The sequence below is a fragment of the Tissierella simiarum genome, from assembly GCF_018917865.1.
GTDB classification, from domain to species: Bacteria; Bacillota; Clostridia; order Tissierellales; family Tissierellaceae; genus Tissierella_C; species Tissierella_C simiarum.
This window is the reverse complement of record NZ_JAHLPM010000002.1, coordinates 259,695-286,244: the sequence shown is the minus strand read 5'-3', so window position 1 is coordinate 286,244 and position 26,550 is coordinate 259,695. Positions and strand designations below refer to the sequence as shown.

31 protein-coding genes and 1 other annotated feature (1 of these 32 cut by a window edge) are annotated in these 26,550 nt (G+C 30.3%); of the genes, 27 read left to right on the top strand and 4 right to left on the bottom strand.

Translation table 11 applies throughout. The features are described from left to right. The first annotated feature begins 61 nt into the window (after window positions 1-61). From KQI42_RS03580 to rsmI, 23 genes are all read left to right on the top strand, one after another. A complete protein-coding gene (locus KQI42_RS03580) occupies window positions 62-889 on the top strand; it encodes an ABC transporter ATP-binding protein (protein ID WP_246566035.1) in 828 nt (275 codons plus the stop codon). An 83-nt stretch (window positions 890-972) separates the two neighbouring features. Next, window positions 973-2,640, top strand: a complete 1,668-nt coding sequence (locus tag KQI42_RS03575; RefSeq protein WP_216516808.1) for a peptide ABC transporter substrate-binding protein — start codon at window positions 973-975, stop codon at window positions 2,638-2,640. Between the two features lie 140 nt (window positions 2,641-2,780). Then, window positions 2,781-3,983: a metallophosphoesterase family protein gene (locus KQI42_RS03570; protein WP_216516806.1), complete on the top strand. Its 1,203-nt coding sequence runs from the start codon at window positions 2,781-2,783 to the stop codon at window positions 3,981-3,983. 119 nt (window positions 3,984-4,102) lie between these two features. Next, entirely contained in the window at window positions 4,103-4,963 is an 861-nt protein-coding gene (locus tag KQI42_RS03565; protein ID WP_216516804.1) for a MurR/RpiR family transcriptional regulator, read from the top strand. A 120-nt stretch (window positions 4,964-5,083) separates the two neighbouring features. Beyond that, window positions 5,084-5,917, top strand: coding sequence for an Mrp/NBP35 family ATP-binding protein (locus tag KQI42_RS03560; protein ID WP_216516802.1), 834 nt, complete (start codon window positions 5,084-5,086; stop codon window positions 5,915-5,917). A gap of 306 nt (window positions 5,918-6,223) precedes the next feature. Continuing rightward, complete coding sequence (zupT, locus tag KQI42_RS03555) at window positions 6,224-7,003, top strand: zinc transporter ZupT (RefSeq protein ID WP_216516800.1); 780 nt, start codon at window positions 6,224-6,226, stop codon at window positions 7,001-7,003. A gap of 125 nt (window positions 7,004-7,128) precedes the next feature. Further along, complete coding sequence (locus tag KQI42_RS03550; protein WP_216516798.1) at window positions 7,129-8,010, top strand: GGDEF domain-containing protein; 882 nt, start codon at window positions 7,129-7,131, stop codon at window positions 8,008-8,010. Window positions 8,011-8,074: 64 nt separating this feature from the next. Then, window positions 8,075-8,359, top strand: coding sequence for a DUF2508 family protein (locus KQI42_RS03545; protein WP_216516796.1), 285 nt, complete (start codon window positions 8,075-8,077; stop codon window positions 8,357-8,359). A gap of 56 nt (window positions 8,360-8,415) precedes the next feature. Next, window positions 8,416-8,676: a pro-sigmaK processing inhibitor BofA family protein gene (locus tag KQI42_RS03540; RefSeq protein ID WP_246566031.1), complete on the top strand. Its 261-nt coding sequence runs from the start codon at window positions 8,416-8,418 to the stop codon at window positions 8,674-8,676. Between the two features lie 105 nt (window positions 8,677-8,781). Beyond that, window positions 8,782-9,414, top strand: a complete 633-nt coding sequence (locus KQI42_RS03535; protein WP_216516792.1) for a 50S ribosomal protein L25 — start codon at window positions 8,782-8,784, stop codon at window positions 9,412-9,414. A gap of 228 nt (window positions 9,415-9,642) precedes the next feature. After that, window positions 9,643-10,125: a hypothetical protein gene (locus tag KQI42_RS03530; protein WP_216516790.1), complete on the top strand. Its 483-nt coding sequence runs from the start codon at window positions 9,643-9,645 to the stop codon at window positions 10,123-10,125. A gap of 11 nt (window positions 10,126-10,136) precedes the next feature. After that, window positions 10,137-11,546 (top strand): AmmeMemoRadiSam system protein A, encoded by a 1,410-nt coding sequence (amrA, locus tag KQI42_RS03525; RefSeq protein ID WP_216516788.1) that lies wholly within the window; start codon window positions 10,137-10,139, stop codon window positions 11,544-11,546. 12 nt (window positions 11,547-11,558) lie between these two features. After that, entirely contained in the window at window positions 11,559-12,536 is a 978-nt protein-coding gene (amrS, locus tag KQI42_RS03520) for an AmmeMemoRadiSam system radical SAM enzyme (protein ID WP_343231638.1), read from the top strand. 95 nt (window positions 12,537-12,631) lie between these two features. Further along, window positions 12,632-12,823: a sigma factor G inhibitor Gin gene (locus tag KQI42_RS03515; protein WP_216516786.1), complete on the top strand. Its 192-nt coding sequence runs from the start codon at window positions 12,632-12,634 to the stop codon at window positions 12,821-12,823. A gap of 95 nt (window positions 12,824-12,918) precedes the next feature. Next, a complete protein-coding gene (locus KQI42_RS03510) occupies window positions 12,919-14,331 on the top strand; it encodes an aminotransferase class I/II-fold pyridoxal phosphate-dependent enzyme (protein ID WP_216516784.1) in 1,413 nt (470 codons plus the stop codon). A gap of 17 nt (window positions 14,332-14,348) precedes the next feature. Continuing rightward, a complete protein-coding gene (gene tmk, locus KQI42_RS03505) occupies window positions 14,349-14,981 on the top strand; it encodes a dTMP kinase (RefSeq protein ID WP_216516782.1) in 633 nt (210 codons plus the stop codon). Window positions 14,982-14,985: 4 nt separating this feature from the next. Beyond that, window positions 14,986-15,312 carry a cyclic-di-AMP receptor gene (locus KQI42_RS03500; RefSeq protein ID WP_216516780.1) on the top strand — a complete coding sequence of 109 codons (327 nt, stop codon included), beginning with the start codon at window positions 14,986-14,988 and terminating at the stop codon, window positions 15,310-15,312. Window positions 15,313-15,326: 14 nt separating this feature from the next. Beyond that, entirely contained in the window at window positions 15,327-15,611 is a 285-nt protein-coding gene (locus tag KQI42_RS03495; RefSeq protein ID WP_216516778.1) for a cyclic-di-AMP receptor, read from the top strand. A 15-nt stretch (window positions 15,612-15,626) separates the two neighbouring features. Continuing rightward, window positions 15,627-16,604, top strand: coding sequence for a DNA polymerase III subunit delta' (gene holB / locus KQI42_RS03490; RefSeq protein ID WP_216516776.1), 978 nt, complete (start codon window positions 15,627-15,629; stop codon window positions 16,602-16,604). A 4-nt stretch (window positions 16,605-16,608) separates the two neighbouring features. Continuing rightward, entirely contained in the window at window positions 16,609-17,499 is an 891-nt protein-coding gene (locus KQI42_RS03485) for a PSP1 domain-containing protein (RefSeq protein WP_216516774.1), read from the top strand. 103 nt (window positions 17,500-17,602) lie between these two features. Further along, the gene (locus KQI42_RS03480) at window positions 17,603-17,770 is read left to right on the top strand and encodes a DUF362 domain-containing protein (protein WP_216516772.1); all 168 of its coding nucleotides are present in this window, start codon (window positions 17,603-17,605) and stop codon (window positions 17,768-17,770) included. Between the two features lie 73 nt (window positions 17,771-17,843). Next, complete coding sequence (locus KQI42_RS03475; protein ID WP_216516771.1) at window positions 17,844-18,587, top strand: tRNA1(Val) (adenine(37)-N6)-methyltransferase; 744 nt, start codon at window positions 17,844-17,846, stop codon at window positions 18,585-18,587. Between the two features lies 1 nt (window position 18,588). Continuing rightward, window positions 18,589-19,416 carry a 16S rRNA (cytidine(1402)-2'-O)-methyltransferase gene (gene rsmI, locus KQI42_RS03470; RefSeq protein ID WP_216516770.1) on the top strand — a complete coding sequence of 276 codons (828 nt, stop codon included), beginning with the start codon at window positions 18,589-18,591 and terminating at the stop codon, window positions 19,414-19,416. A gap of 76 nt (window positions 19,417-19,492) precedes the next feature. Here the strand turns inward: rsmI and KQI42_RS03465 are convergent, their stop codons facing one another. Then, window positions 19,493-19,732 (bottom strand): AbrB/MazE/SpoVT family DNA-binding domain-containing protein, encoded by a 240-nt coding sequence (locus KQI42_RS03465; RefSeq protein ID WP_216516769.1) that lies wholly within the window; start codon window positions 19,730-19,732, stop codon window positions 19,493-19,495. Window positions 19,733-19,887: 155 nt separating this feature from the next. Here KQI42_RS03465 and KQI42_RS03460 point away from each other — a divergent pair, with 155 nt between their 5' ends. After that, a complete protein-coding gene (locus KQI42_RS03460; protein WP_216516768.1) occupies window positions 19,888-20,877 on the top strand; it encodes a DNA double-strand break repair nuclease NurA in 990 nt (329 codons plus the stop codon). A gap of 11 nt (window positions 20,878-20,888) precedes the next feature. Then, complete coding sequence (locus KQI42_RS03455) at window positions 20,889-22,730, top strand: ATP-binding protein (protein WP_216516767.1); 1,842 nt, start codon at window positions 20,889-20,891, stop codon at window positions 22,728-22,730. Between the two features lie 59 nt (window positions 22,731-22,789). Here KQI42_RS03455 and KQI42_RS03450 read toward each other — a convergent pair whose 3' ends face one another. Then, a complete protein-coding gene (locus KQI42_RS03450) occupies window positions 22,790-23,464 on the bottom strand; it encodes a fructose-6-phosphate aldolase (RefSeq protein WP_216516766.1) in 675 nt (224 codons plus the stop codon). Between the two features lie 63 nt (window positions 23,465-23,527). On the opposite strand from KQI42_RS03450, the gene KQI42_RS03445 reads away from it, so the two are divergent. Further along, window positions 23,528-24,115 (top strand): nucleoside recognition domain-containing protein, encoded by a 588-nt coding sequence (locus KQI42_RS03445; RefSeq protein WP_216516765.1) that lies wholly within the window; start codon window positions 23,528-23,530, stop codon window positions 24,113-24,115. Further along, a complete protein-coding gene (locus tag KQI42_RS03440; RefSeq protein WP_216516763.1) occupies window positions 24,109-24,630 on the top strand; it encodes a spore maturation protein in 522 nt (173 codons plus the stop codon). The genes KQI42_RS03445 and KQI42_RS03440 overlap by 7 nt, the downstream gene beginning before the upstream one ends. Window positions 24,631-24,663: 33 nt before the next feature. Here the strand turns inward: KQI42_RS03440 and KQI42_RS21225 are convergent, their stop codons facing one another. Beyond that, complete coding sequence (locus KQI42_RS21225; RefSeq protein ID WP_216516762.1) at window positions 24,664-25,692, bottom strand: resuscitation-promoting factor; 1,029 nt, start codon at window positions 25,690-25,692, stop codon at window positions 24,664-24,666. 406 nt (window positions 25,693-26,098) lie between these two features. Continuing rightward, the gene (locus tag KQI42_RS03430; protein ID WP_216516760.1) at window positions 26,099-26,401 is read right to left on the bottom strand and encodes a hypothetical protein; all 303 of its coding nucleotides are present in this window, start codon (window positions 26,399-26,401) and stop codon (window positions 26,099-26,101) included. Window positions 26,402-26,531: 130 nt separating this feature from the next. Next, window positions 26,532-26,550: a binding site (T-box leader), on the top strand; it runs 215 nt beyond the window's last position.

Here is a 26,550-nt window from a genome sequence, read left to right as displayed (position 1 = left end):
TATTATGATGGAACGCTGTATGATATGAAAGTATCACGTACAGTGTGGAGTGGGGGAAAACTTGGAGATAATATCAAAGAGTTACCTATCACTATCAATCATTAGGCTTTATGAACCTACTTATGGAGATATTATATTTGAAAATCAAAAAATGAACAATATTAATGCTAAGACAATAAGAAAAGATATGCAGATGATTTTTCAAGATCCTTACGGATGTTTAAATCCTAGAATGACAGTAGCTGAAATATTAGGAGAGCCCTTAGAAATTTTCAATATAGCCAAAGGTGAAGAAAAAAGAAGAATGGTACATGAAGCTTTACAGAAAGTAGGATTAAGCAGGAATTCTACGGATAGATACCCTCATGAATTCAGCGGAGGACAAAGACAAAGAGTAGGGATAGCAAGATCTTTAATATTAAATCCTAAGCTAGTTGTTTGTGATGAACCCATATCAGCATTAGATGTTTCTATCCAGGCTCAAATTGTAAACATGCTACAAGATCTACAGGATGAATTAGGATTGACATATTTGTTTATTGCCCATGACTTAGCTATGGTTAAATATATTTCTGATAGAATAGGTGTTATGTATTTAGGCAAGATCGTTGAAATAGCAGAAAGTCATGAGCTTTATGAAAGTCCAATACATCCTTATACTAAAGCTTTACTTTCTTCAATTCCTATAGCCGACCCTGATGCTTCAGCAGAAATGGAGAGAATAATTTTAGAGGGGAATGTGCCAAGCCCGCTATCACCTCCTTCTGGATGTAAATTCAGGACTAGATGTCTATGTGCTATGGATATTTGTGAAAAGGAAGAACCAAGTTTAAAAGAGATAGAAAAAGGACACAGTGTTGCTTGCCATTTAACTGATAAGAAGTTCTAAGATTTTAGAGAAGTAGCAACTGTAATAAGAGTTGATATTATTATTTAATTATATCAAAAAATATGATTAAAGGAGTGTATAAGATGACAAAGAAGTTTTTGATTATTGGTCTTTGTATAGTTATGGTCCTTACTATGATTACTGGATGTAGCAAGAAAACTGATGCTCCTAGTTTAGGAGAAAACTTTGAAGAAAGCAATGATATGAAATCTAAGAAACCAACGAAGTTTATATATCGTATATCCTCAGATCCTCCTACTTTAGATCCTCAAGTAAATAACAAAAGTGTAGGAAATACCATCAATAGTGTTCTATTTGAAGGATTAATTGGAGAAGATGAAAACTTAGATATAGAGGCAGGAGTAGCAGAAAAGTGGGATATTAGTGATGATGGTATTTTCTATACCTTTTATTTAAGAAAAGATGCCAAATGGTCCGATGGACAGTCAATTATTACAAAGGATTTCTTATATTCCTGGAAAAGAGCTTTAAATCCAGAGTATGCTGTAAAGCTTTCAAATGAATTCTTCTACATAAAAAATGCGGAAGAGTATTATAAAGGAGAGAAAGAATTTTCTGATGTTGGAATCCAAATGGTAGATGATTATACAATTAAAATTGAACTATCAAATCCTGTTCCAGAAGATGAAATGTTAAGCAGATTTACATCTAAAGTATTTTATCCATTGAGAGAAGATATAATAGAAGCAAATCCTGATGATTGGACATTACATCCAGAGACTTGTATATCCAATGGACCTTTTAAAATGAAAAGCTATAAGATGAATGAAGAAATAGTTATGGTTAAAGATGAAAATTATTGGAATAGAGAAAATAAAGGTAAGGTAGACGAATTATGTTTTGTATTTATTAGTGATGGTACTACTACATTAAGAGCCTTTGAATCAGGAGATATTGATGGATTCAGTGGTGTTCCCTCAGAAGAGGTTCCAAGGCTAAAGATGGAAAGCGATGAATTCCATATTATACCTGCTCTTAGTTTTTCATATTTTGCACTTAACGTTACTAAACCTCCTATAGATAATCCAAAGGTAAGAGAGGCACTAGTATTAGCAATAGATAAGCAAAAGGTAGTAGAAGCTTCTGTATCGGGATTATCTAAACCTGCTACAGGAATTGTGCCTTATGGATTAGTGGTTAATGGTGTAGATTTTAGAGAAGAAGGAGATAGAAATGGAGACATCTTACCTGTCAATGGAGATATAGAAAGAGCAAAGGCTGCTTTAGCTGAAGCAGGGTATCCAGATGGACAAGGATTCCCCAAAATAGAATATCTATATAATGCGAGCCCTGGTAATAAACAAACTGCTGAAATACTTCAAGAAATGTGGAAGAAAAATTTGAATATTGATGTAGAACTTGTTAACGTTGAATATAAGGTAGAGTCAGAAAGAAGACACAGTGGAGATTTCCAATTAGCTAGATCAGCTTGGAATGGGGATAGATTCCCAATATCATTTCTTCAGATATTTGCCACTGGAAATGCTAACAATAATCCACAATACAGTAATCCTAAATATGATGAATTGATAAAAGAAATAAGAGCAGAATCGGATATATTTAAAAGAAACGTATTACTTCATAAAGCCGAAGAAATGGCATTAGCCGATTATATAGTATGCCCTATAAGTTATGGCTCCTCTACTTTGTTAATTAAAAATAAGGTAAAAGACCTTAAAATTACACCAACTGGTGGAGTAATATTCGACTATGTATATATAGATGAATAATGGAATGATTTGTCATACAGAAGTTTAAATAACTGTATGATTTATAATAAGTTTTAAAAGGGGAAATTTTATTCTAAGTTATTAAAAAAATTTCCCCTTAGCTTAGTTTCAGAAAATAATGAAAGTAAGGTGAAAATACTATGAATAAGTATAAAAATACAGTAGATCGAATGGATAAAGTAAAATTTGATCTAGAGAATAATGGATACAGTAATGGAAAAGATTTAGAATTAGATTTCTTTGCAAGTAATTCTCTGGTCTGGGAAGGTTTAAATGATTTAGCCCATGAGGACTTAAATGACTTGTATAAGGTCCATGAATTTTTAATTAGTGAAGTTTGTAAAATACACAATAATGAAGAAGATCATTCTAATATGCAACTTTTTAGCAATAACTTAAATATAAGAGATATAAAAGAACACCTTGAAGACGGGAAAAGAGCATTTAATACATACTCATTTAATGATTATGATTGGGATTATTATGTAATAGGAGATATTCATTCTGACAGCATTAGTACTAAAAAGGTGTTAGAGAAGATTGAATTTTTTAATAAAGCAGCAAAGAAAGAGAAAATAAGAGTAATATTTGTAGGAGATTATGTTGACAGAGGGAAGGAGCATTTTAAAACATTACAGTTGATTTTATCTTTAAAATATATTTTTCCTGAAAACATATATCTTTTAAGGGGAAATCATGATGGAGGGTATATGGAGAATGGAAAGGTGAAGCTATGGGTTAAAAAGCCAGAAAGTGACAGTGAAGATGATTGGTTTCTTCTTTATATGTATAATCTTGCAAATAAAAATGCAACATTTAAATTGGATATTATTAATAAATATTTAAAGTTATTTGATAGTCTAGCTAATATTGCATTTATATGTCATGAGAATATAAATATAATGGTAGCTCATGGAGGGATTCCAAGACCTAGAAAAGGTGAATCTAGATATTACGGTTATATCAATAGCATTTCAGACCTTACTAATGAGAATATAAAGGATCACTTAAATAAGACTATAGTAAATAATATGATGTGGAGTGATCCGGCTGTTAGTGGAGATGACCTTAGAGAAAATAATACAAGATTTAGATTTTTAGAGGAGCATTTTGAAGAGTTTAGAGACCTAATAGGATTTGACATTTTTATACGTGGTCATCAAGCAGAAAAAAAAGGATATCGTAAATTTTTTAATGATAGATTTATTACTGTTTTTTCAAGTGGTATGCTTTTAGAGGGGAATAAAAATATTAATAAAGAAACAGCCTATAAGAGTGTAAACCCAAAGATACTTAAAGTAAATAAAGAAGGTGAAATTCTAATTTTGGATATGAATGATTAAAGGTTAATAAAAAGATGAAATTTTGAGATAGAAGTAGAAAGAACTATGGTTTAGAGCAACCAAGATAAAAGCATTGGAGCTTGTAAATACCTATGATATACTTAAAAGAGGAGGTGGATGTGATAAATATTATAGACTATATATCTGACAATCTTGACACCTTAAGTAATAAACAAAAAGTTATCGGAAAATATTTGATAAATAATAAAGATAGAATATGTTTTATGAGTTTAAAACAATTAAGTGAGGAAATAAACGTTTCTGAAGTTACGATTTTGAATTTCTGTAAGACAATTGGTGTTGAAAGCTTTACAGAAATGAAGAAACAATTTCAAGATATAATAAAAAAAGAGCTCTATATTCCAAAAGAAATAAAATCCTCCCTTATGGAATTAGATTCTTTAGACGATGCTTTCCAAAATACGATACAGATACAAAAAAGAAATTATGAAAGAATTATTAAAATGAATGACTTAGATACCCTGAAAGAAGTAGCAAAAATCATTGGTGATGCTAAAACAATATATATATGCGGACAAGGATTAGGACGAATCTTAGTAGATTATTTAAATATTAGGTTAAGTTTAATAAATATAGATAGTAGAGTTTTAGAAATTGGAGATATAAAAGCTGCTAGTGTAGATATTGCTAGAGTTAAAGAGGGGGATTTGTTTATATTAATATCTTTTCCAAAGTATTCGCATAATGTAGTAAGTTTAGCAGAGTATTTAAAGGAGAATAATTTACCTTTTATTTCTATAACGGATAGCCTTAAATCTCCAATATCAAAGAATGCAGAAATGGTTTTAAAATGTGATAGTGATTCTTTAATATTTCACAATTTTATCTCTTCTGCCATGGCTTTAATAGAACTTCTTCTAATAGTTCTTTGTTTTAATATAAAAGATAAGCTTATTGTTCATTTAGATAACTTAGAAAACATCCGCAGTTCTCTTATCAGAAATATAACTTCTGAGTAATGTTATAAGCTCTCAATATTTTCTATATAACGTAAAAGGATAGGATTGCTGTTATTTGACAATGATAAAAATAAGGATTAATATATTATTAGCAAATGCCAATTATATGAGGTGGTAAATATGTCAAATTGTAATACATGCCCATCTAATAATTCCTGTAACAAAAACAAAAAGGAATGTAATATAGAGAATAATCCAAGAAACAAGATAAAAAATGTCATAGGAGTTATGAGTGGAAAGGGTGGAGTAGGTAAGTCAACAATTTCCGTTTTAATTGCTAAAGAGCTAAAAAGCCTTGGATACAAAGTAGGTATTTTAGATGCAGATATTACTGGGCCAAGTATTCCTAGGTTATTAGGACTAAAGGATAAAAAGGCTACTATGTCTATAGATAAAGAAATCTTACCAGTGGAAACTAAAGATGGAATAAAGGTTATTTCTTTAAACTTAATGATAGATAATGAAGATGACCCAGTTATTTGGAGAGGACCCATAGTATCATCAGCAGTAAAGCAATTTTGGACAGATGTTTTATGGGGGGAATTAGATTACTTAATTATAGATATGCCTCCAGGAACTGGAGATGTAGCTTTGACTGTAATGCAATTCATTCCAATAAGTGGTCTTGTAATGGTATCTATACCTCAAGATTTAGTGTCCATGATTGTAGCTAAGGCAGTAAAAATGGCTAGGACTTCAGATGTTAAAGTTATAGGTATAGTGGAAAATATGAGTTATATAGTTTGTCCAGACTGTAATAAAAAGATAAAACTTTTTAATGGAGAAAATATAGATAATTTCTTAAAAGAAATGGATTTAGAATTATTAGGTGAACTTCCCATGATAGCTAGTATTTCAAATCTAGAAAGAGAACATGAAGAAGTTCCTAAAGAAATAGAAGAAAGTTTAAAAGAAATTGTAATAAAGATAGAGAAATCTTTGGATAATAAATAGAAAAAGCTCTGATATTATAAAGGTATCAGAGCTTTTTTCTATACTTTATAATAGATCTTTAGTAAATATCATAAAATATATTAATCCATTATATAAAACTTTTTATTCAGACTAAACAATCTATATAAAATAAAAAATGTTATTTATTAATATATACTTATTATTACTAATATATATGTTAATACTCAATTATAGGAATAATAATAAATAAATATTTATTACTATAATATAAAACTTAATTTATTTAAATGTAATTTTATGGGTATTTATGATATACGTCTGTATTTAACTTATTGGAGGAATATTATGATAACGAAGAATGTTTTATTATCATTTGGATTAACATTAATAGTTGGATTATCAATGGCTGTAGGGAGTGGTTTATCTTTTTTTATAAAAAGAAATAATAAAAGATTTTTATCTCTTGCTTTAAGTTTTTCAGCGGGGATAATGATATATGTATCTTTTATGGAAATCTATCCTGAAGGGAAAGAACTTATAGAAGCTCAGCTAGGAGAGCATAAAGGTACTTGGATAGCTTTATTAGGTTTTTTTGGAGGTATGCTTTTAACAGCCGCTATAGAAAAAATAGTTCATATTTTTGATGGACATCATCACCATGATCATGGCGACCATTTATCTAAATTAGGATTGATGTCAGCAGTAGCAATCGCTGTACATAATATACCAGAAGGGTTGGCTCTTTTTACTGCAGGGCTTAAAGATATTAGTATAGCTATTCCTATAGCAGTAGCTGTAGTAATCCATAATATTCCTTTAAGTATTGCTATATCGGTGCCTATCTATTATTCAACGGGAAATAAGGGAAAGGCTTTTACTTATTCCTTGTTAGTAGGATTATGTCAGCCAGCTGGAGCAGTTATTGGATATTTATTATTATCTAAGTTTTTTAATGACATAACCTTTGGTATACTTTTCACCATAGTAGCAGGAATAATGGTATTTGTATCTTTAGATGAATTACTGCCAACATCTCAGAAATATGAAGATCATCATTTATCTGTATATAGTGCTATTGTAGGAATGATAGTAATGGCAATAAGCCTTGGAATTTTTAGCCATTAAGACACCTAAAAAAGACTAGTGATTAATTTAAGGATTATGGCAAATAAAGGATATTAATAATTGAGTGATAAAGAAATGCTATTTATAGTAGATCTCTCTATAAGATAAAAGGTGGTTAAGTTCAAATGGATTTAATTAACGAAATTAAAGATAGGCTCTCAATTTTTGAAAAATTTTATGATGTAATTAGAATAGTGGATCCTCAAAATAAAAAAAGCATATCGGTTAGAGGAGAAGAGGTAGAATTGGTAGAAGGAACTTGCTATAATTACTGGAATAAGGATTCTTTTTGTGAAAATTGCATTTCTATGAAAGCTTATTTACAACAGGATACTATAGTAAAAATAGAGCATAAACAAGGAAAAATATTTCTAGTAATGGCTGCACCTATACATTCTGCAAAAGGGCAATATGTAGCAGAAATATTAAAAGATATATCAGAAAGTGGAAAGGTACTAGATGAAGTAGAAAACAGTAATGAATATGTAGAGTATGTATTAAGGGATGTAAATGAGAAGATAATAAGAGATGGACTAACCAAAGTTTATAATAGAAGATATATAAATGAAAGATTACCGTTGGATATAGATAATAGCATAGCTAATTCCTCACCTTTATCTATAGTAATTACAGACATAGATCGCTTTAAAAAAATAAATGATGAGTATGGTCATCTTGTAGGAGATAAAATCCTAATGGATTTTGCGAAGATATTAAAAAATTCTATACGAAAAGAAACAGATTGGGTCGGAAGGTTCGGAGGAGAAGAATTTTTAATAGTGCTAAATAATACAATTGAAGAAAATGCATATAAAGTAGCAGAAAAACTTAGAAAACATGTAGAAAAATTTATATTTGAATATGATGAGGTAAAAATTAAAGTTACAGCTAGCTTTGGTGTATGTGGATTACAGGATAGAAGCTTAAATATAGAAGAATTAATAGAAGGTGCAGATAAAAACTTATATAAAGCAAAGAAAATGGGAAGAAATAAGACTATCCTTTAAGTTTAGGTATAAACCCTTACTTTTTTGTCAAAAATAAAGATAATAAAAAAGTGGGGGTATTTTTATGGATAAATCCAAGGGATATTATAAAGAAAAAGGAAATAAGATAATTAAATATGCGAAAATGATTGAGAAGAGGTTTAGAGCTCATAAGTCTAAAGAAGATAAAGAGAAAGATGAAGCTTTAGAGAGTTTAAGAGAAGCTCATAGAGAGTGGAAGGATAAAGAAGAGTATTTTCAATACGTAACAGATCCAGATTTAATCGACTATGCAATATATGAAATGGAGGCTTCAAAGATTAAATATATATATTTATTAAAAAAAATTAAGGAAAAAAATATTGAGTAATATTTGAGAAACCTGTCCTATATTTATAGTATAATAGGAATATAGGAGGGATGTTAATGGGTATAAATACAATTTTAGCTTATGTTTTTGGGCTTTTTCTACTTTATATAATAGGTATGATTCTCGTAATTCCAATTAAAGTAATCATGAAGTTAGTAATTAACGGTATCATAGGTGGAGTACTGTTATTTATCTTTAACTTAGTGGGAGGCTTGTTTGGGCTAGGTATAGCACTTAACCCACTAAATGCTATAATTGTAGGTTTCCTGGGAATACCTGGTGTGATCCTGCTATTAGTGCTACAAATTGTCCTATAAAAAAATATTAGGATACCCAGGGATGGTATTCGTATATTTGCACAAAACTAGAAAATTTGATATAAATATAATATAGTATTAAAAATTGAATAGGGGGTATCAAAAATGTCAGCAATAAAAATGCAGGTAGAGAAGAGAAATGAGACTGGAAAAAATCGTGTAGACAAAATGAGAGATAAGGACTTTATTCCTGGAGTTATATATAGTAAAGGTGAAGAAACTCAAAATATATTAGTAGATACTGCAGAGTTTCTAAGAGTATATAAAACTGCAGGTGCTTCATCTTTGTTAGATCTACAACTAGAAGGTAAATCAATGCCAGCGATAATTAAGGAAATTCAAAAGCATCCCTTTAAAAACCAATACATTCATGTAGATTTCCAAAAATTGAATATGAATGAAAAAGTGAAGATGACTGTTCCTATTGTATTAGTAGGTAGAGATAGTATTAAACTTCAACCATCAATTTTAATGCAATTATTAGATGAAATTGAAATTGAATGTTTACCAGGAAATATTCCTCAATCAGTAGAGGTAGAAGTTTCCGATATGGACTTTAGTACACCAATATTTGTTAAAGATTTAAACATAGCTCAAGATGAAAACATAACTATATTAAGAGATTTAGAAGATGTAGTTTGTACATTAGCAGAACCTTCTAAGGCAGCAGAGGCTAATGGAGAAGGCGAAGAAGAAAATACAACTGCTGAGGAGCCTACTGAAAAAGTAGAAGAATAATAAAATGAAATACATTTTACTAGGGATCTTACTAATACCAGTATTTATTTTTATTTTAATTATTGGTGTCACTGTACTAAAAGATTATAAAAGACAAGCTGTAAAAAAGAATAAAAAAGGCAAAAAGGGTAGATAGGCTAGACTTATCTATCCTTTTTATTTTTTGTATAGACATTTATTTGCTATTATTTCTTCCATCTTTTAGAATAGACTTAAGGAGGGGTTACCATGAAAGAAATAACAGAAATAGTAGAGAGAAAAGAGAAACCTGTAATAAAAATATTTTTACTAATTTTAGGATCAGTATTTTTAATTAATTTTGTAATATTCGTAGTAAATAGGTATGTAGAAAGGTATCCTTATATATCCAATATAATTGTAATATTTTTAACAGTTATTAGCTGTACTCTAATTTTAATAAATTATTTCTCTAAATACTCTTATACAATTTTCGATGAACAAATAATATTTAATAGAATAATTGGAAAGAGAGAATTTGAGATGCTAAGGCTTAGTTCTTCTGATGTAATAGCAGTATATTCTTATAATAAGGAAATAAAAAAGAAAAAATATATACATAACTTTACCTTTAAGAAGGAGAGAGAAAATTTGTATTTAGGAGAATATAAGAAGGATGGTAAAGTAGAAACTTTTTTATTTAGCCCTAGTGAGAAACTTCTTAAGGAGCTAAATAAAGAACTAAAAAAATAAGGAGTGATTGTATGGGTAGAGTGTTAGGAGGATATTTATTTCCCCATCCACCAATAATACTAGAAGAGATAGGAAAAGGAGAAGAAGAAAAAGCTTCTAGAACTATTGAAGGATTAAAGGCTTTAGCTAAAGATATAAAAGAAAAAGGTCCAGACACAATAATAGTAATTACACCTCACGGTCCCTTATTTGCCGATGCCATATCCATATCCATAGAAGAAGATCTATATGGAGATTTTAGTAGTTTTGGCTATGGCAATTTAAAGTTTAATTATAAGAATGATTTAAAATTAGTAAACAAAATCATCCACAATAGCAATAAAGAAAATATAATTATTGCAGAAATAGACGAGAACTTTGCTAAGGATTATAGTATAGAAAAAAATTTGGATCATGGAACCTTAGTGCCATTATATTTTGTGGATAAAGAGTATACAGATTACAATCTTATCCACATAACTTATGGACTTTTATCTCCTAGGGATCTTTATAAGTTTGGAAAGATTATTAATAAATCAGTAGAAGGTTCAGAAGATAATGTAGTAATTCTAGCTAGTGGAGATTTATCTCATAGATTATCTCATAAAGGACCTTATTCTTATTCTCCTTACGGCGAAGAATTTGATAAACGAATAGTTGATATATTAAAGAAAGGCGAAATGAAATCTATTATAACCTTTGATTTGAATTTAAGTGAAAAAGCTGGAGAATGTGGGTTAAGATCTTTAATGATTTTAGCTGGAACTCTAGAAAATTATGATATTGAAACAAAAGTACTGTCTTATGAAGGACCCTATGGAGTAGGTTACTGTACTGCTAAGATCGATATCAAAGGGAAAGTAGAAAATAGAGATCTTCTTAAAGTCATAGATGAAGAAGAGATAGAAAAGATTCAAGAGATTAGAAATAGGGAAGATTCATATGTTAAATTAGCTAGAAAAAGTTTAGAATATTATATTAAACATGGTAAATATATGACTATTCCTGAGAATATAGATAATAGTATATTGAAGACAAGAAAAGGAGTTTTCGTATCCATTAAAAAAGAAGGAATGCTTAGAGGTTGCATTGGTACTATTGAACCTACTGAACGAAATACTGGATTAGAAATCATAAAAAATGCAGTAAGTGCTGGACTTAGAGATCTTAGGTTTGATCCAGTAGAGGAAGAAGAGCTAAATAGTTTAGTCTATTCTGTAGATATATTAAGTGATCCAGAGCCTATATCATCTAAGTCTCAGTTAGATGTAAAACGGTATGGAGTAATAGTTACTAAAAGTCATAGGCGAGGTTTGCTTTTACCTAACCTAGAAGGGGTAGAGACCATAGAGGAGCAGGTAAGTATTGCTCTTAGAAAGGCTGGTATAAAAGAAGAGGAAGACTATACTATGGAGCGTTTTGAAGTAATAAGGCATTATTAAGGAGGATTAATAGTGAAAGAAGCTATGTATTATAAGAAAGGGGAAGCTTCTAAAGTTTATTGTTCTTTATGTCCCCATTATTGCAGCATTTCAGAGAATAAGGCTGGAAAGTGTAGAGTAAGAAAAAATATAGAAGGAACTTTATATACTTTAAATTATGGAAAGATTACTTCGTATGCCTATGATCCTATAGAAAAAAAGCCTTTATATCATTTTTATCCAGGATCCAATATTTTTTCCATAGGAAGTTTTGGCTGTAATTTAGCCTGTGAATTTTGTCAAAACTGGGAAATCGTAAATAAAGAAACTTTAACAATGGAAATAGAGGATCAGGATATGTTAACCTTATCTACAGCTAAACACTCCATAGGAATTGCCTACACTTATAATGAACCTACTATTTGGTTTGAATATGTACGCCATTTATTAGATGTAATAAAGGATAAGAATTTAAAAAATATATTAATAACCAATGGATATATTAATGAGGAACCTTTAAGACAATTATTGCCTTATATTGATGCTATGAACATCGATTTAAAGTCAATCAATGATAGTTTTTATAATAACATTTGCAAAGGCAGCTTAGAACCAGTTTTAAAGACTATTGAGATTAGTTCTAAAGTTACTCATATAGAAGTAACTACTTTAGTAATTGATGGAGAAAATAGTTCTCTTGAAGAAATAGACTCCTTATCTCAAAAAATTGCTTCCATAAATAAATCTATACCTCTGCATTTAAGTAGATATTTTCCTGCCTATAAGATGAAAAGACAGCCAACCAATTTTAATACTTTAATGGAAGCTAGAAATATAGCTAGAAAACATCTAGACTATGTTTATATCGGCAACGTATGGGGAGTAGATAATAACACCTATTGTCCTAATTGCTATACTAAAATAGTGGACAGATACAATGGAGGAAAGGTTCTAGGCGTAGAAAGAGGTAAGTGTATAAAATGTGGATATAAAATAAATATTATATATTAAAAATGCCCTTTGCCAAGCACCAAAATCTTTTTTTGGAATAATATATACTATTAAGGCAATACTCCTAATAAATGCTTGGTAAGGGGTTGATATTTATGTATTGTAAATTATGCAACAGAGAAGAAGATGGTATTGATTTATTAAATTTAAATATTTGTAGAAACTGTTTAGATAATTTGTCAGATACCTCTGTATTTGATATAAAATACGATGATTTTAAAAATCTTATTAGAATTATGTTAAGATTGTACATATATGAAAAAATCCATTTAAACCCTGTAAACTAATGCAGGGTTTTTTTAAATTTTTAGTTTATATATCGAAAGAAGTGATATATAATAAATAAGAAATTTATTTATTATTAGGAGGATGATGATGGGGAATGAAGACTCCCGTATTTGATGGATTAAAGAAACTAATGGAAGAAAACAGTGTATCTTTTCATATGCCAGGTCACAAAGGTAAGAATACACTAATTAACTGGGGTGATTATATCCCTTATATAGACACTACAGAAGTAGCGGGTATGGATAATCTCCTTGACCCAAGGGGCATTATACAAGAAAGCCAAGAGTTAGCAGCAAAAGTATTTGGAGCTAAGGCAACCTATTATACAGTAAATGGTTCAACTGGTAGTATATATATAGCTCTATCTACTATAACAAAACCGGGGGACAAGATTCTTGTCCAAAGAAATTGCCATAAGGCAGTATATAATGCGATGATTTTAAATAGATTAAATCCTATTTATTTATATCCAAACTACAATGAAAATTACCAAGTATTAACAGGCCTATATCCAGAAGATATAGAAGAGGCATTGAAGAATGATAGTGATATAAAGGCAGTAGTTATGACTTATCCAAATTATTATGGAGTATGCTCAGACTTAGAAGAAATAGCTAATATAGTACACAAATATAACAGAATACTAATGGTTGACGAGGCTCATGGAAGCCATATGACTTTCTCTGATAGAATGCCTAAATCTGCCATAGAAGCAGGAGCAGATATAGTAATACAAAGTACTCACAAAACTTTGCCAAGCTTTACACAGACATCTATGATTCATGTAGGATCAGATAGGATAGATCTAAATAAATTAAGAGATAGATATTCTTTATATATAACAACAAGTCCTTCATATCTGTTTACAGCATCCTGTGAAATAGCTACAGCTTATATGGATGGTGAAGGAAGAAAAAGACTTGACTGGAGTATAACGAAGGTAAATGAAGTAATTGAAAGACTAAAATCTATAGATAGAGTATTTGTATTTACTGGAGATGAAGGAGATGAAACCATCTATGCTAAGGACAATACAAAGATACTCTTTAAAATAGATGGAATAAGAGGATCTGAAGTGAAGAAAAGACTTTTATCTGAGCACAATATTCGATTAGAAATGGCTGATTATTACTATGGATTAATTCTTACTAGTCTTATGAATGATGAAGAGGACTACGAAAAAGTTATAAAGGCTATAGAGCATATGGCAAAAACCTCTCCTTATGAAGAAGTAAAGAAAATAAGTATTAAAATGCCAACTCCAAAGATATCAATGCCAATTTATGATGCATACTACGGAAAGAAAAAACAAGTTGATCTAAAATATAGTATAGGCAAGATTTCTGCTACTTCTATCATCCCATATCCACCAGGAATACCCTTAGTAGTACCTGGTGAAGAGATTACTCAAGAAATATACGAGCATATAATGTTTCTAATGGCAAACGGTATGGAAATAGTGGGACTTATGGGCTATAATAAAGATAAGACAGTAGTAGTGGAATAGGAAAGGAAGGACTTTTAGTGAGGGGATTATTTATAACATTAGAGGGACCAGATGGATCAGGTAAAAGTACTATAATTAAATTAATTGGTGATTACCTTAAAGATAAAGGCATAGACTCTATAATGACTAGGGAACCAGGAGGTACATTAATAGGTGAGGATATACGGTCTATAATTTTAGATGAGAAAAATACAAATATGGGGGCAGAAACTGAAGCGCTTCTTTATGCTGCATCTAGAGGACAGCATGTTCACGAGAAAATAATTCCAGCCTTAGAGGAAGGAAAAGTTGTTCTTTGTGAAAGGTTTCTCCTATCAAGCTTAGCTTATCAAGGAGTAGGGAGAGGCCTAGGAATAGAGAGGGTAAAAGCTATAAATGATTTTGCCTTAAGAGGAGTATATCCTCATTTAATCTTATTTTTTCATGTAGATCCTGAACTTACTTTAAAGAGAAAGACTGGAAATTTAGCAGGAGATAGGCTAGAAAAAGAAGGCAATGAATTTCACAGAAAGGTCTATGGGGGTTATTTAGACCTATTAGAGATGTATCCAAAAAATATTAAAATAATAGATGCTACAAAATCCATAGAAGAAGTATTTAACCAAAGCATAAAAGAAGTTGAAAACTTACTAAGTAAAAAGGAGGCGTAATTTTATGAAACTAATTATTTCCATAGTTCAAGATCAAGACGCTCCAAGTTTAATTGATGATTTGACAGAAAAGGAATTTAGGGTAACAAAATTAGCTTCTACAGGAGGATTTTTAAAATCAGGAAATACTACATTACTAATGGGAGTAGAAGATGAAGAGGTAGAAGGAGTCTTAGATATTATAGAAGATAATTGTAAGACAAGAGAAATAACTACTTCCTTGTTATCTGTGACTATGCCAGGAGATACTTATATACCTTATCCTTTAGATGTAAAGGTAGGAGGGGCAACCATATTCATTCTAGATGTAGAGAAGCATATTAGAATATAGAAGGAGTGACTAATATGAAGCTAATAATAGCCATAGTTCAAGATGAACAAACTCCTAAAGTTGTAAAAAGTTTAATGTCTAATAAATATAGAACTACTAAACTTTCTTCTACAGGAGGATTTTTAAAATCAGGTAATACTACATTGTTGATTGGAGTGGAAAATGAAGAAGTCAATGATGTAATAGATTTAATAAAAGAAGAATGTACCAGCAAAAAAATTAAGAATGGAAATAAAGAAGTTACTGTTGGAGGAGCAAATATATTTGTAATGGATATAGATCAATACAAGAAGATATAGCTTAGGAGGAATCTAATGGATTTTAATCAAATAATAGGTCATGAAAATGTAATACAGAACTTGAAAAAATCCATAGAAAAAGGAAAAGTAAGCCATAGTTACTTATTTGAAGGAGAAGAATCATTAGGTAAAAAAATGGTTGGTTTAGCCTTTGCTAAAACTCTACTTTGTAAAGAAGATGGATGGGAGCCTTGTAATAAATGTAGTTCTTGTATTAAATTTGATACAGGAAATCATCCAGATTTTCAATTGATAGAGCCAGAAAAGGACTCTATAAAGAAAGAAAAGATGGAACTATTAGTTAAAAGTATTACAACGGCTCCCTTTGAAAGTAAAAGAAAGGTATTTATTATAGATGACAGTCATAAAATAACTATGGAGGGACAAAATGCTATTCTGAAAACTCTAGAAGAACCGCCTGAGTTTATGAATATTATACTCATAACCTCCAGCAGCAATAAACTTCTTCCTACTATATTATCTAGGTGTCAGGGAATAAAGTTTTATCCAGTAGAAAATTCAAAGATAATAAATCTGTTAGTAAATAAATATGATAAAATTGAAGAAGAATCCAAATTTATTGCTGATTTTACCAAAGGAAGTGTAGGGAAATCTATAGAACTATCTATTTCTAAAGATTTTTTTAATAGAAGAGAAGAAGTTATAAGGATAGTAGATAGTATATTAAAAGGGGACAAACTAAGAGCCTTAACAGCTATAGATTTTTTTATGGAAAACAAGGAAAATGTTGATGAAATATTGGATATGTTACTCTATTGGTTTAGGGATTTAATAATATATAAAGAAATTGGAGAAACAGATTTAATAATTAATAAGGATAAAATACTAGTATTATCCAATCAATCTTTTATAGATTTAAATAAGATTAATGATATAATAGAAAAGATACAAGAAACAAAAGTAAATATCCAAAGAAATGTTAATTTTCAGCTATCCTTAGAAGCCATGCTTCTTAATATACAGGAGGTATAGATTTATGACGACAGTAGTAGGAGTACGCTTTAAAAAAGCAGGGAAGATTTACTACTTTGACCCTGATGAAATAGATATAAAGATGAACGATTTCGTAATAGTTGAGACAGCTAGGGGTGTAGAATTTGGTCTTGTAATAGTAGGGCCTAAGGAAATAACAGAGGAAGAAATAGTTTCTCCTTTAAAGAAAGTTCTTAGAATAGCAGAAGATGAAGATTTTGAAATTCATAGAACTAATAAAGCAAAGGCTAAAGAAGCCTTTAGTATCTGTCAACAAAAGATAGAAGAACATGGTCTACATATGAAATTGGTAGATGTAGAATATACTTTTGATAATAATAAAGTCATTTTTTATTTTACAGCTGATGGTAGAGTAGATTTCAGAGAACTGGTTAAAGATCTAGCTTCCATATTTAAAACTAGAATTGAATTAAGACAAATAGGAGTTAGAGATGAAGCAAAAATGGTAGGCGGTTTAGGACCTTGTGGTAAACCCGTATGTTGTACTCAATTTTTAGGAGAGTTTGAACCTGTTTCTATAAAAATGGCTAAAGAACAAAGTTTATCTTTAAACCCTACAAAGATATCAGGACTCTGTGGAAGACTTATGTGTTGTTTAAAATATGAACATGAAGTATATGAGAAACTGCTGGAAAAGATGCCTCAGGTAGGCACTATAGTAGAAACCCCTTTAGGTAGGGGGACAGTAATAGATACTTATACCCTATTAGAAACGGTGAAAGTAAAAGTAAAATTAAAGGATGATACCGAAGATTTATTTAATTATAAAATAGATGAAATAGTAATTACAGAAGAAATAGATCCTGCTTATGAGAAGATTATTGAAACTATAGAAGAAGTAGTAGATATTGCAGAGTTGAAAGAATTGGAATAAATAATTAATTAAATATATTTAATACCCCTTTAATTATTATAAAGAATCTGTTAAAATATTAGCGTATAGAGACAAGCTAAGCTTACCTGAGGAGGTGAAACAGTTGTCATATAAAATTACTGATGCATGTATTGCATGCGGAGCATGTCAACCAGAATGTCCAGTTGATGCTATAAGTGCAGGAGATATTTATGTAATCGACCCAGATAAATGTATTGAATGTGGTGCTTGTGCGAATGTTTGTCCAGTAAATGCACCTCAACAAGACTAATAATTAAACAAAAATAGACCCTATAATAAGGGTCTTTTTTGATATAATAGATAATAAATCTGAGGAGAAATCTATGGAGATAAATTTAAAATGTGGAGAAAGAATAGATATTGTTCCAGGCAGTAATTTGAAGATAATACAAAATAAAGATAGGTTTTCCTATGGTACCGATGCCATATTTTTATCTAATTTTGCTAAAGTAAAAGGACAGGTAATTGATTTAGGCACAGGAACTGGAATTATTCCTTTAAGACTTTATTCAAAATATAAGGTAGAAAAGATTTATGGTATAGAGATTCAAAAAGAAGTAGCAAATATGGCTATTAGAAGTCTAGAACTAAATAAACTTTCAGAGAAAATTCGAATACTCAACATGGATTTAAAAGGCCTTCCTAATGAATTTAGAAAGAGCACCTTTGATGTAGTGACATCAAATCCACCGTATATGAAAGCTGGAAGTGCTTTAGTGAATTCTGGAGAAAACTTTGCTATATCTCGCCATGAAATAACTTGTACTTTAGAGGATATAATGAAGGTTTCTGAGTACTTATTAAAGCCTGGAGGCAAACTATACTTAGTTCATAGACCAGATAGATTAGTAGATATTGTTTGGACTGCAAGAAAATATAATTTGGAGCCAAAATATATGCAATTTGTCCAGCCGAAGGCTTATAAAAAACCTAATTTATTATTGATAGAATGTAGCAAAGGAGGAAAGCCTGATTTAAAATTTAAAGATCCTTTAATAGTATATAATGAAGATGGATCTTATACAGAAGAAATACTTAGGATTTATGGAATGGATAAGGAGAAATAGTATGGAAAAAGGTGCTTTATATATATGTCCTACTCCCATTGGGAATTTAGAAGATATTACTCTTAGGACTTTAAAGGTATTAGAGGAAGTAGATATAATAGCTGCAGAGGACACTAGACATACAATAAAACTATTAAATCATTATAATATTAAAAAACCTTTGACGAGCTATCATGAACATAATAAAAGGGAAAAAGGAGTAGAACTAATTGAGAAATTGAATATGGGGGAAACTATAGCGCTTGTATCAGATGCAGGAATGCCTGGAATTTCAGACCCAGGAGAAGAGCTTATAGCTTTAGCTATAGAAGAAGATATAAGGGTAATTGCTCTTCCTGGACCTACAGCTTCAGTGACAGCATTAATTCTTTCAGGTTTACCTACAGGAAAATTTGTATTTGAAGGCTTTTTACCTTCGAAAAAGAGAGATAGGATTAGAGAGCTAGAAAAATTAAAAAAAGAAGAGAGAACTTTTATATTATATGAATCTCCACATAGACTTTTAGATCTTTTAAAGTCTATTTTAGATGTTTTAGGAAATCGAAAAGTATCTATATCAAGGGAATTGACTAAGGTTTATGAAGAAACTTTTAGAGGAACAATACTAGAGGCTATAGAAAGATTTGAATCTCAAGGAGTAAAGGGAGAATTTGTATTGATTATAGAAGGCGGTAAAATAGAAGAAGAGCCTATTTTAGATATTACTATAGAAGATCATATTAGAAAATATATAGAAGAAGGCTTAACAAAAAAGGATGCTATAAAAAAGGTAGCAGAAGAAAGAAATCTACCAAAAAATAGAGTATATAAGGAAAGTCTAAAAATATAACAAAGGCTTCCGTAGAAGCCTTTGTTCCAATAGATACATAATAAAAGCTCGTCTTTTTATAGACGGATATGTATACTTACTTCTTTAATTCTTCTCTACAAGCAGGACAAATGTTTTTACCTTTATATACTTCTACATCTTTAGCTTGTCCACAGAAAATACATGCTGGAGCATATTTCTTAAGGATAATATGTTCTCCATCGACAAAAATTTCTAAAGCATCCTTAACTTCTATGTCTAAGCTTCTTCTTAGTTCTATTGGGATAACTACTCTACCCAATTCGTCTACTTTTCTTACTATACCAGTTGATTTCATAAAAAATTCCTCCCATTTAAATTTTATCGACTTTTTTCTACAAATTAAAGAATACCATAAATTCCAAATACAGTCAATACAATTTATTTTAATATTAAAATAAATTAATGATAAGATATTTTAATATAACATCTACTATTGAAAGGAGTTTTTCCATGTATAGTATAAACAATGATTTAAAGGAAAAAATAAGCCGTTTAAATAATATGTTAGTTGATAAATATAGAGGGGTATTATCTTTAGAAAGTTGTGATTTAAGAAATTTTATCGAAAAAAATGTAGGGCCAATAATTCCTATTTCTAAATTAAGTAAGGATCAGCTTTTATACTATTCACAAAAAGGAGGTATAGTAGGTGTGGATGGTTCCAATAATAGAATGGGAGGAGCTTATCCACATTTTGTGGAAGTATACCAAGGTTTAGCTAAATCAACTTTGTATAAAGATGACCCTATATTTAAGACCGATATATATACTCCTCTATATTCAGAAACAAAGGAAGATATACTTGAAGAAGATGGAAGAATAGAGGAAACTGAGAAAAATAAAAGATTGTCCACTATAGAAGTAGAGGTAGCTTTAGAAGGAATAAAAAAATTTAAGCCTTATGCAGTGCTAATGGATGGAGGATTTATTAGATATAATATTTATTCCTATGAAAAATGGATGGAACTAAGACAAGAATGTGAAAAAAGAGGAATTTTGTTAGTTGGAGTAATAAAAGATATTAAAACTTCTATTATTGGAGACAAGCTTAGAGAAGAAGATGCTTTTGTAAAAGAATGTTTTTATGACAGAGAGTTATTATTTGGACTTCTTAACTATGGTGAAATAATAGCGATAAAAGACGATGCTACAAAGAAAGCCAAAATAGGATATTCTTCCATATTTATGCGTAGCTCTTTAGCACCTTCTGTTATAGGAATGGACATTTTAGATAGCCAAAGAGATCATATAGAAGAAATGGCAAAATTAATTTTTACTTTAACTCCGGAAAATAGTAGAGGAGTGCCTCTTTGGTTGGATATGGTAGATAAAGAAGTCAAAATATCTGATGCTATGATGAGAGGATTAATGGAACGATATATGAATAGGGATGTTTATGAACGGTTTTTCTTATCGGAAAGAGATAAAAGAACTTTATAGGAGGGATTAATATGAAGGTTGTTGGTATTACTACGCAACAAGAAGTTTTTGTAGGTTCTAAAGAAAGGAATTTTAGAATAAATGAATTTATAATCATAGAGGATCCCTATCAAGGAGATTTAATGGGAGAAGTAGTGGAAGCAAAAACCTTTAATAGGTATATTCCGCTAAATATTTATGGGGATTTTGTAGACGGATCTGTATTAGAATCTTTAAAGGCATTAGGATACAATGTAGATGAGGATACAATATACATATCTAAAGTAAGACTTTTAAATGAAGCATTATATCCTGTTCAAACGGGGTCAGATGTTAGATTACCTGAGTTCTATGAAGTAAAGGACCTAATGATAAAGTCATCTAAAGAAGAGGGATTGGTTCTTGGAATTATAAAGAATACAGACTCTATAGCAGCAGATATGGGGAGTGAATATAAGAATTTATTATATACCTTTGAAGAATCAGGACTAATACCTCAACGAGAGATACCCTATATATTAGATATTAAGTCTATGCACCATTATCCCCATATAGGAGTTTTTGGAGGATCTGGTTCGGGAAAATCTTTTGGGCTTAGGGTAGTCTTAGAAGAGTTGATGAAATTAAATATTCCCACTATTGTATTGGATCCTCACTTTGAAATGGATTTTAGCCAAGTTGGAGATTATATGCCTAGTGGAATGGATGGAGCCTTTAAGGAAAAGTTTAAATGTCTTCAAGTAGGATTTCATGTAGGAGTCAAGTTTGAAGATTTATCTGCTCAGGATTTAAAAAACTTATTAGATGCAGCTAGTCCTTTAACGGATGCTATGAGCAATGTAGTAGATGTTTTATTTAAAAGAAGAGATTCCTTTATAAGTTTTCATAACAAGCTTCAGATGTTAACAGAAGCCCAAGAAGAGGGTTCTTTAGATAGAATAACTATTAGAATTACAGAAGCGGCTTCTAATGATGAAAGAGAAGCTTGGTTAAAAAGAAAGGAACTTTATTTAACTTACGATAAAACTTGTCCATATAATTCTGTAAAGGGAATTATGTGGAGGTTAAAAAGACTAGATAATGAAGGCGTTTTTAGTAAAGATATAAGAGAAATTGAGGAAGGACTCCAACGAGGAAAACTCATGGTAATTCAAGGTAGTACTAGGATTCTTCAAGTTTTTAGTACCTATCTTTTAAATAATCTATATCATAAGAGAAGAGATTATAAAGATGCTCTATATAAAAAGACTGCTGCTGATTATTTTCCACCATTTATTATAGTTACAGATGAGGCTCACAACTTTGCTCCAAAAGGATACGATTCACCTTCTAAATCTATAATAAAGGAAATATCGCAAGAAGGTAGAAAATATGGTGTATTTTTAATATTAGCTACTCAAAGACCTACTTTACTTGATGAGACCATAACAGCTCAGCTTAATACTAAGTTTATTTTTAGAACTGTAAGGGCATCTGATATTCAAACTATAAAAGAAGAAACAGATTTAACAGAAGAAGAATCTAGAAGACTTCCTTACTTAAGAACTGGAGATGTATTTATTTCTTCTGCTTCCATGGGAAGGACCATCTTTGCTAGAATAAGAGCAGCTATAACCTGTAGTCCTCATACAGAAAATCCTTTTGATGAATTGAAAAATAAGGGCAAAGAAGATGATGAAAAGTTCTTAAACCTTATAAAAGATAAGTTACCGATTAATGATACAGATTTACTTCATGTTATAACAGAAATAGAAAAGGAATCTAGAGTAACTTATACCATAGATAATTTAGAAGATAGACTTATGCAGATGGTGGACAAAGGCCATATTAGAAAAGAAGAAACCATTTTTGGATATAGATATAAGGAAGTATAAAATTAGGGAAGCAGTTAATGGATAGTTTTCATTAACTGCTTCTTAAATTATAAGAAGTTTTAAGGAAGTAAAGTTTTATCTTTACCATAAAGATCTTCCCAATCTTTTATAAAATTTTCTACACTAACATCTGTTAAAGGATGAAAAATTAAGTATTCCATTAATTCCAAAGGTATAGTTGCACTATGAGCACCAGCTAGGCTAGCCTTATGAATTTGCTCTACATTTTTAAAACTAGCAGCTAAAATCTTTGCCTGGGTTTTTTCTGCTTCAAATAATTTATACATTTCATTGATGACATTAATTCCATTACCAGAAATATTATCTATTCTGTTTACATAAGGTGCAACATAAGTAGCTCCTGATTTTGCAGCTATTAAACCCTGCTGTGGAGTGAATACAGCAGTAGCTGTAATCTTTATGTTCTTTTCACTTAAAGACTTCATAGCCTTTATACCTTCAGGGATTACAGGTATTTTTATATAAACATTATCTCCTAAAAGCTCATTTATATAAAATGCTTCCTCTATTATATTTTTAGCATTGGTTCCTAGAGCTTGAACATGTAGGGATTTATTATTACCAAGAATCGATTTAATATTTTTAAGTAACTCTATAAAATTAGTCTTTTCTCTACTGATAATTGTAGGGTTGGTAGTTACTCCTGAAATAGGGTAATATTCTATTCCTTTTTTAATACTATTAATATTTGCTGTGTCTAAAAAAAATTCCATTATCAGCCCTCCTTCATAAATATTATACTCCTTTCATAAACTAAAATGAAAGGGGTTTTATTCATGTTAAACACTATATGGTTTTTAATGATATTTATTGGGATAATCTATGGCGCACTTACGGGAAATTTAAATGAAATAAACAATATAATAATAAGCGAAGCAGGAGAGGGTGTAACTTTTGCCATAAGTCTAATAGGTATTATGGCTTTTTGGCTAGGTATTATGAACATAGCAGAAAAATCTGGTTTAATAAAATCTATAGCTAAACTATTTCGTCCAATAATTAGAATTTTATTTCCAGAAATACCTAAGAATCATCCTGCAGAAAGATGGATTTTAATGAATTTTATAGCCAATATGTTTGGAGTAGGAAATGGAGCTACTGCTTTTGGATTGAAGGCTATGAAGGAATTAGATTATTTAAATTCCAATAAAAAAAAGGCTTCAAATGCTATGATTATGTTTTTAATAATCAATATGTCATCTCTTCAACTAGTACCTTTAACCATATTAAAAATTAGACATGATTATGGTTCAGTTAACCCGTCAGTAATAATTGGACCAACAATATTAGCTACCTTTTTATCTACCTTAGTAGCTGTAATAATTGGAAAGCTAATGGAAGGAGGCAGTCGGAGTAGATGTTAGAGATAATATCAATAGCAATAGTTCCCTTTATGGTTGGGGGAATTCTTCTTCATGGATATATTAAAGGAGTAGATATATATGAAGCTTTTATTGAAGGAGCTCAAGAAGGCATTAAATCCTCTATAAAGATTATGCCCTATTTAATAGCCATATTTATAGCTATAGGAATATTCAGAGGATCAAAGGCATTAGATCTTTTTATCAATCTGTTAAGCCCTATAACTAATTTTGTAGGTGTTCCAAAGGAAGTAATACCCTTAGTTATCTTAAGGCCAATTTCTGGTAGCGGAGCCTTAGGAGCCGTTAAAGATATAATGAGTTTTTACGGTCCAGATTCATTTGTTGGAGTTCTTGCTTCTATAATGATGGGGTCATCGGAAACCATATTTTATACTACAGCAGTTTATTTTGGATCTATAGGTATAGAAGATTATAGACATACATTAAAGGCTGCTCTTCTTTCTTATTTAATTTCTATATTTATAACCATTTTTATATGTGGAGTGTTGTATTAAACCAAAAGAAGATTAGGTTCCCTAAAAGGGAATCTAATCTTCAATTATATAGACTTTTACTTTTCTTCTTCCAAATCTATTAACTTCATTAGCAGAGTTAAAGAATAAATCAATTTTATTGTTCTTAATAGCTCCACCAGTGTCTTCTGCTATAGCAAAACCATAATCTTTAGAACCATCAAGGCTTTGAACATATAGTTTAGTGCCTAATGGTATAATTCTAGGGTCAACAGCGACTACACCAGGTCTAGCCTTTGTACCAGAGGCAGTAAGACCATAGTATTTATCTCCTGGATTTTTGCCTGTACTTTCATAGGAAAGGTCATAGGCAGTAGCTGTCATTATAATAGATTTTTTGTAATTAGTTTTACCCCTAGAAGAAACAAAGAAACTTTTAGAACCTTTTTCTACAATTTTATCAACGGGTTCTGAGATAATTTCTTCTTTAATAACTGTAGTTGAGGTAAGTACACCATTAACATACTCTTTTTTTATTTGAGATTTTTTTAATCCATCTTTACCTTCTTGAACTATATTAACTGCTCCTACATCCAATTTGTTATTAGTGGTGACAATATTTTTAAAAGGAATAGCTGCTTCTACCTCTTCCACTTGTTGTCTAATTCTAAAAACCTCAATATTAGAGTTAGGAGTTAATTTGCCATCCAGCTTTGGATAAGTATAGTCCTTTTCTCCTAATACTATACCCAGATCTTTCAATACTTCTCCAACAGTATCGTGAACAGATTTAACATCAAATAATGAACCTTCTAGGGATAAAGTATAAGGTTTTGGATTCTTTATAATTATGTTCATTTTGTCTTCTAACTTGCTGTCTAAACTAACATTAATATATGCACCTTTCTTTAGGTGGATTTTTTCCTTCTTTAAAAGGTCATTCACTGTTTCTGCATAGGAAATTACATTTTTAATTTCACCATCCATAGACAAAGAAATTTCCTTTCCTTGGTACATATATACTCCTAAAGATAAACTTGCAGCTATAGCGAGGACAGTCAAGACTTTAAATTGATTAGTCTTATTGACCGGATGATTTTCCATAATTTTCCCTCCTATAATTTTGACTGTATAGTATTTTATTCAAAAAGTTAAATTTTGTCAAATTTTATCATATATGTTCGAAATATTCAGATTAATTCCCTCAAACCACAGAATATACATTGTCGTACAACCTTATTTTGCCCCATACTTACCAATATATTCCCTTATTGTTATAAATATATTAAAATCATAAAAAAATGCCTTCGTCAAGAAGACAAATTTTATAATATGAAGAGAAGTATAGGTTTCTTCAGTATAAGTCTAACTTAAATAAATTTTAAAAAAGGCTTCTCTAATTTAATATTCTTAGATAGAAGCCTTTTTATAATATATTTAGGAAAATATAGATTTATCTAATATTGTTTATGAATAGTCTTTTAATATATAGTTAATATAAAAGGTTTAGCTATTCAGCAGGTATATGTGGATTTAATTCATTTATATCTACAGAATATATACTTTCGTAATCTACTTCAGACATTGGTATAGGATTCATGTGTCTCCCACATTGCAACATGCACATTTCAACACATTTTCTTATCATAGGATTCATCATAGGACACATGTGCATTGGATGATCATAGTGTATCGGCTCCATCCCTGGAGGCATAATAGGTCTTACTGGGTGAGGTCTATTAGGACAATTTAGTTCCATAGGATATAGTGGTGGTACTGCTGGTCTATTATAGCAATCATTAGTCTCATACATTAAAAATCAGCTCCTTAAAAACATCTTTTAATAATAGTATATGTAGAACATAAAATATGGATACAATTGTTTAGAGTTGACAAACCTAATTATTTCCTGTATATTATTTAAGTAAATAACCCAATATATAGTAAAGGTAATGAAGGGAA

Bases quoted from the DNA above. Each gene is read 5' to 3' on its own strand.
- KQI42_RS03445 (WP_216516765.1), top strand. From the start codon at position 23,528: ATGTTAAACACTATATGGTTTTTAATGATATTTATTGGGATAATCTAT.
- KQI42_RS03575 (WP_216516808.1), top strand. From the start codon at position 973: ATGACAAAGAAGTTTTTGATTATTGGTCTTTGTATAGTTATGGTCCTT.
- KQI42_RS03495 (WP_216516778.1), top strand. From the start codon at position 15,327: ATGAAGCTAATAATAGCCATAGTTCAAGATGAACAAACTCCTAAAGTT.
- KQI42_RS03540 (WP_246566031.1), top strand. From the start codon at position 8,416: ATGGGTATAAATACAATTTTAGCTTATGTTTTTGGGCTTTTTCTACTT.
- holB (WP_216516776.1), top strand. From the start codon at position 15,627: ATGGATTTTAATCAAATAATAGGTCATGAAAATGTAATACAGAACTTG.
- KQI42_RS03455 (WP_216516767.1), top strand. From the start codon at position 20,889: ATGAAGGTTGTTGGTATTACTACGCAACAAGAAGTTTTTGTAGGTTCT.
- KQI42_RS03570 (WP_216516806.1), top strand. From the start codon at position 2,781: ATGAATAAGTATAAAAATACAGTAGATCGAATGGATAAAGTAAAATTT.
- rsmI (WP_216516770.1), top strand. From the start codon at position 18,589: ATGGAAAAAGGTGCTTTATATATATGTCCTACTCCCATTGGGAATTTA.
- KQI42_RS03560 (WP_216516802.1), top strand. From the start codon at position 5,084: ATGTCAAATTGTAATACATGCCCATCTAATAATTCCTGTAACAAAAAC.
- amrA (WP_216516788.1), top strand. From the start codon at position 10,137: ATGGGTAGAGTGTTAGGAGGATATTTATTTCCCCATCCACCAATAATA.
- zupT (WP_216516800.1), top strand. From the start codon at position 6,224: ATGATAACGAAGAATGTTTTATTATCATTTGGATTAACATTAATAGTT.
- KQI42_RS03450 (WP_216516766.1), bottom strand. From the start codon at position 23,464: ATGGAATTTTTTTTAGACACAGCAAATATTAATAGTATTAAAAAAGGA.
- KQI42_RS03535 (WP_216516792.1), top strand. From the start codon at position 8,782: ATGTCAGCAATAAAAATGCAGGTAGAGAAGAGAAATGAGACTGGAAAA.
- KQI42_RS03510 (WP_216516784.1), top strand. From the start codon at position 12,919: ATGAAGACTCCCGTATTTGATGGATTAAAGAAACTAATGGAAGAAAAC.
- KQI42_RS03530 (WP_216516790.1), top strand. From the start codon at position 9,643: ATGAAAGAAATAACAGAAATAGTAGAGAGAAAAGAGAAACCTGTAATA.
- KQI42_RS03545 (WP_216516796.1), top strand. From the start codon at position 8,075: ATGGATAAATCCAAGGGATATTATAAAGAAAAAGGAAATAAGATAATT.
- KQI42_RS03485 (WP_216516774.1), top strand. From the start codon at position 16,609: ATGACGACAGTAGTAGGAGTACGCTTTAAAAAAGCAGGGAAGATTTAC.
- KQI42_RS03430 (WP_216516760.1), bottom strand. From the start codon at position 26,401: ATGTATGAGACTAATGATTGCTATAATAGACCAGCAGTACCACCACTA.
- KQI42_RS03460 (WP_216516768.1), top strand. From the start codon at position 19,888: ATGTATAGTATAAACAATGATTTAAAGGAAAAAATAAGCCGTTTAAAT.
- KQI42_RS03465 (WP_216516769.1), bottom strand. From the start codon at position 19,732: ATGAAATCAACTGGTATAGTAAGAAAAGTAGACGAATTGGGTAGAGTA.
- KQI42_RS03515 (WP_216516786.1), top strand. From the start codon at position 12,632: ATGTATTGTAAATTATGCAACAGAGAAGAAGATGGTATTGATTTATTA.
- KQI42_RS03440 (WP_216516763.1), top strand. From the start codon at position 24,109: ATGTTAGAGATAATATCAATAGCAATAGTTCCCTTTATGGTTGGGGGA.
- KQI42_RS03500 (WP_216516780.1), top strand. From the start codon at position 14,986: ATGAAACTAATTATTTCCATAGTTCAAGATCAAGACGCTCCAAGTTTA.
- KQI42_RS21225 (WP_216516762.1), bottom strand. From the start codon at position 25,692: ATGGAAAATCATCCGGTCAATAAGACTAATCAATTTAAAGTCTTGACT.
- KQI42_RS03475 (WP_216516771.1), top strand. From the start codon at position 17,844: ATGGAGATAAATTTAAAATGTGGAGAAAGAATAGATATTGTTCCAGGC.
- KQI42_RS03550 (WP_216516798.1), top strand. From the start codon at position 7,129: ATGGATTTAATTAACGAAATTAAAGATAGGCTCTCAATTTTTGAAAAA.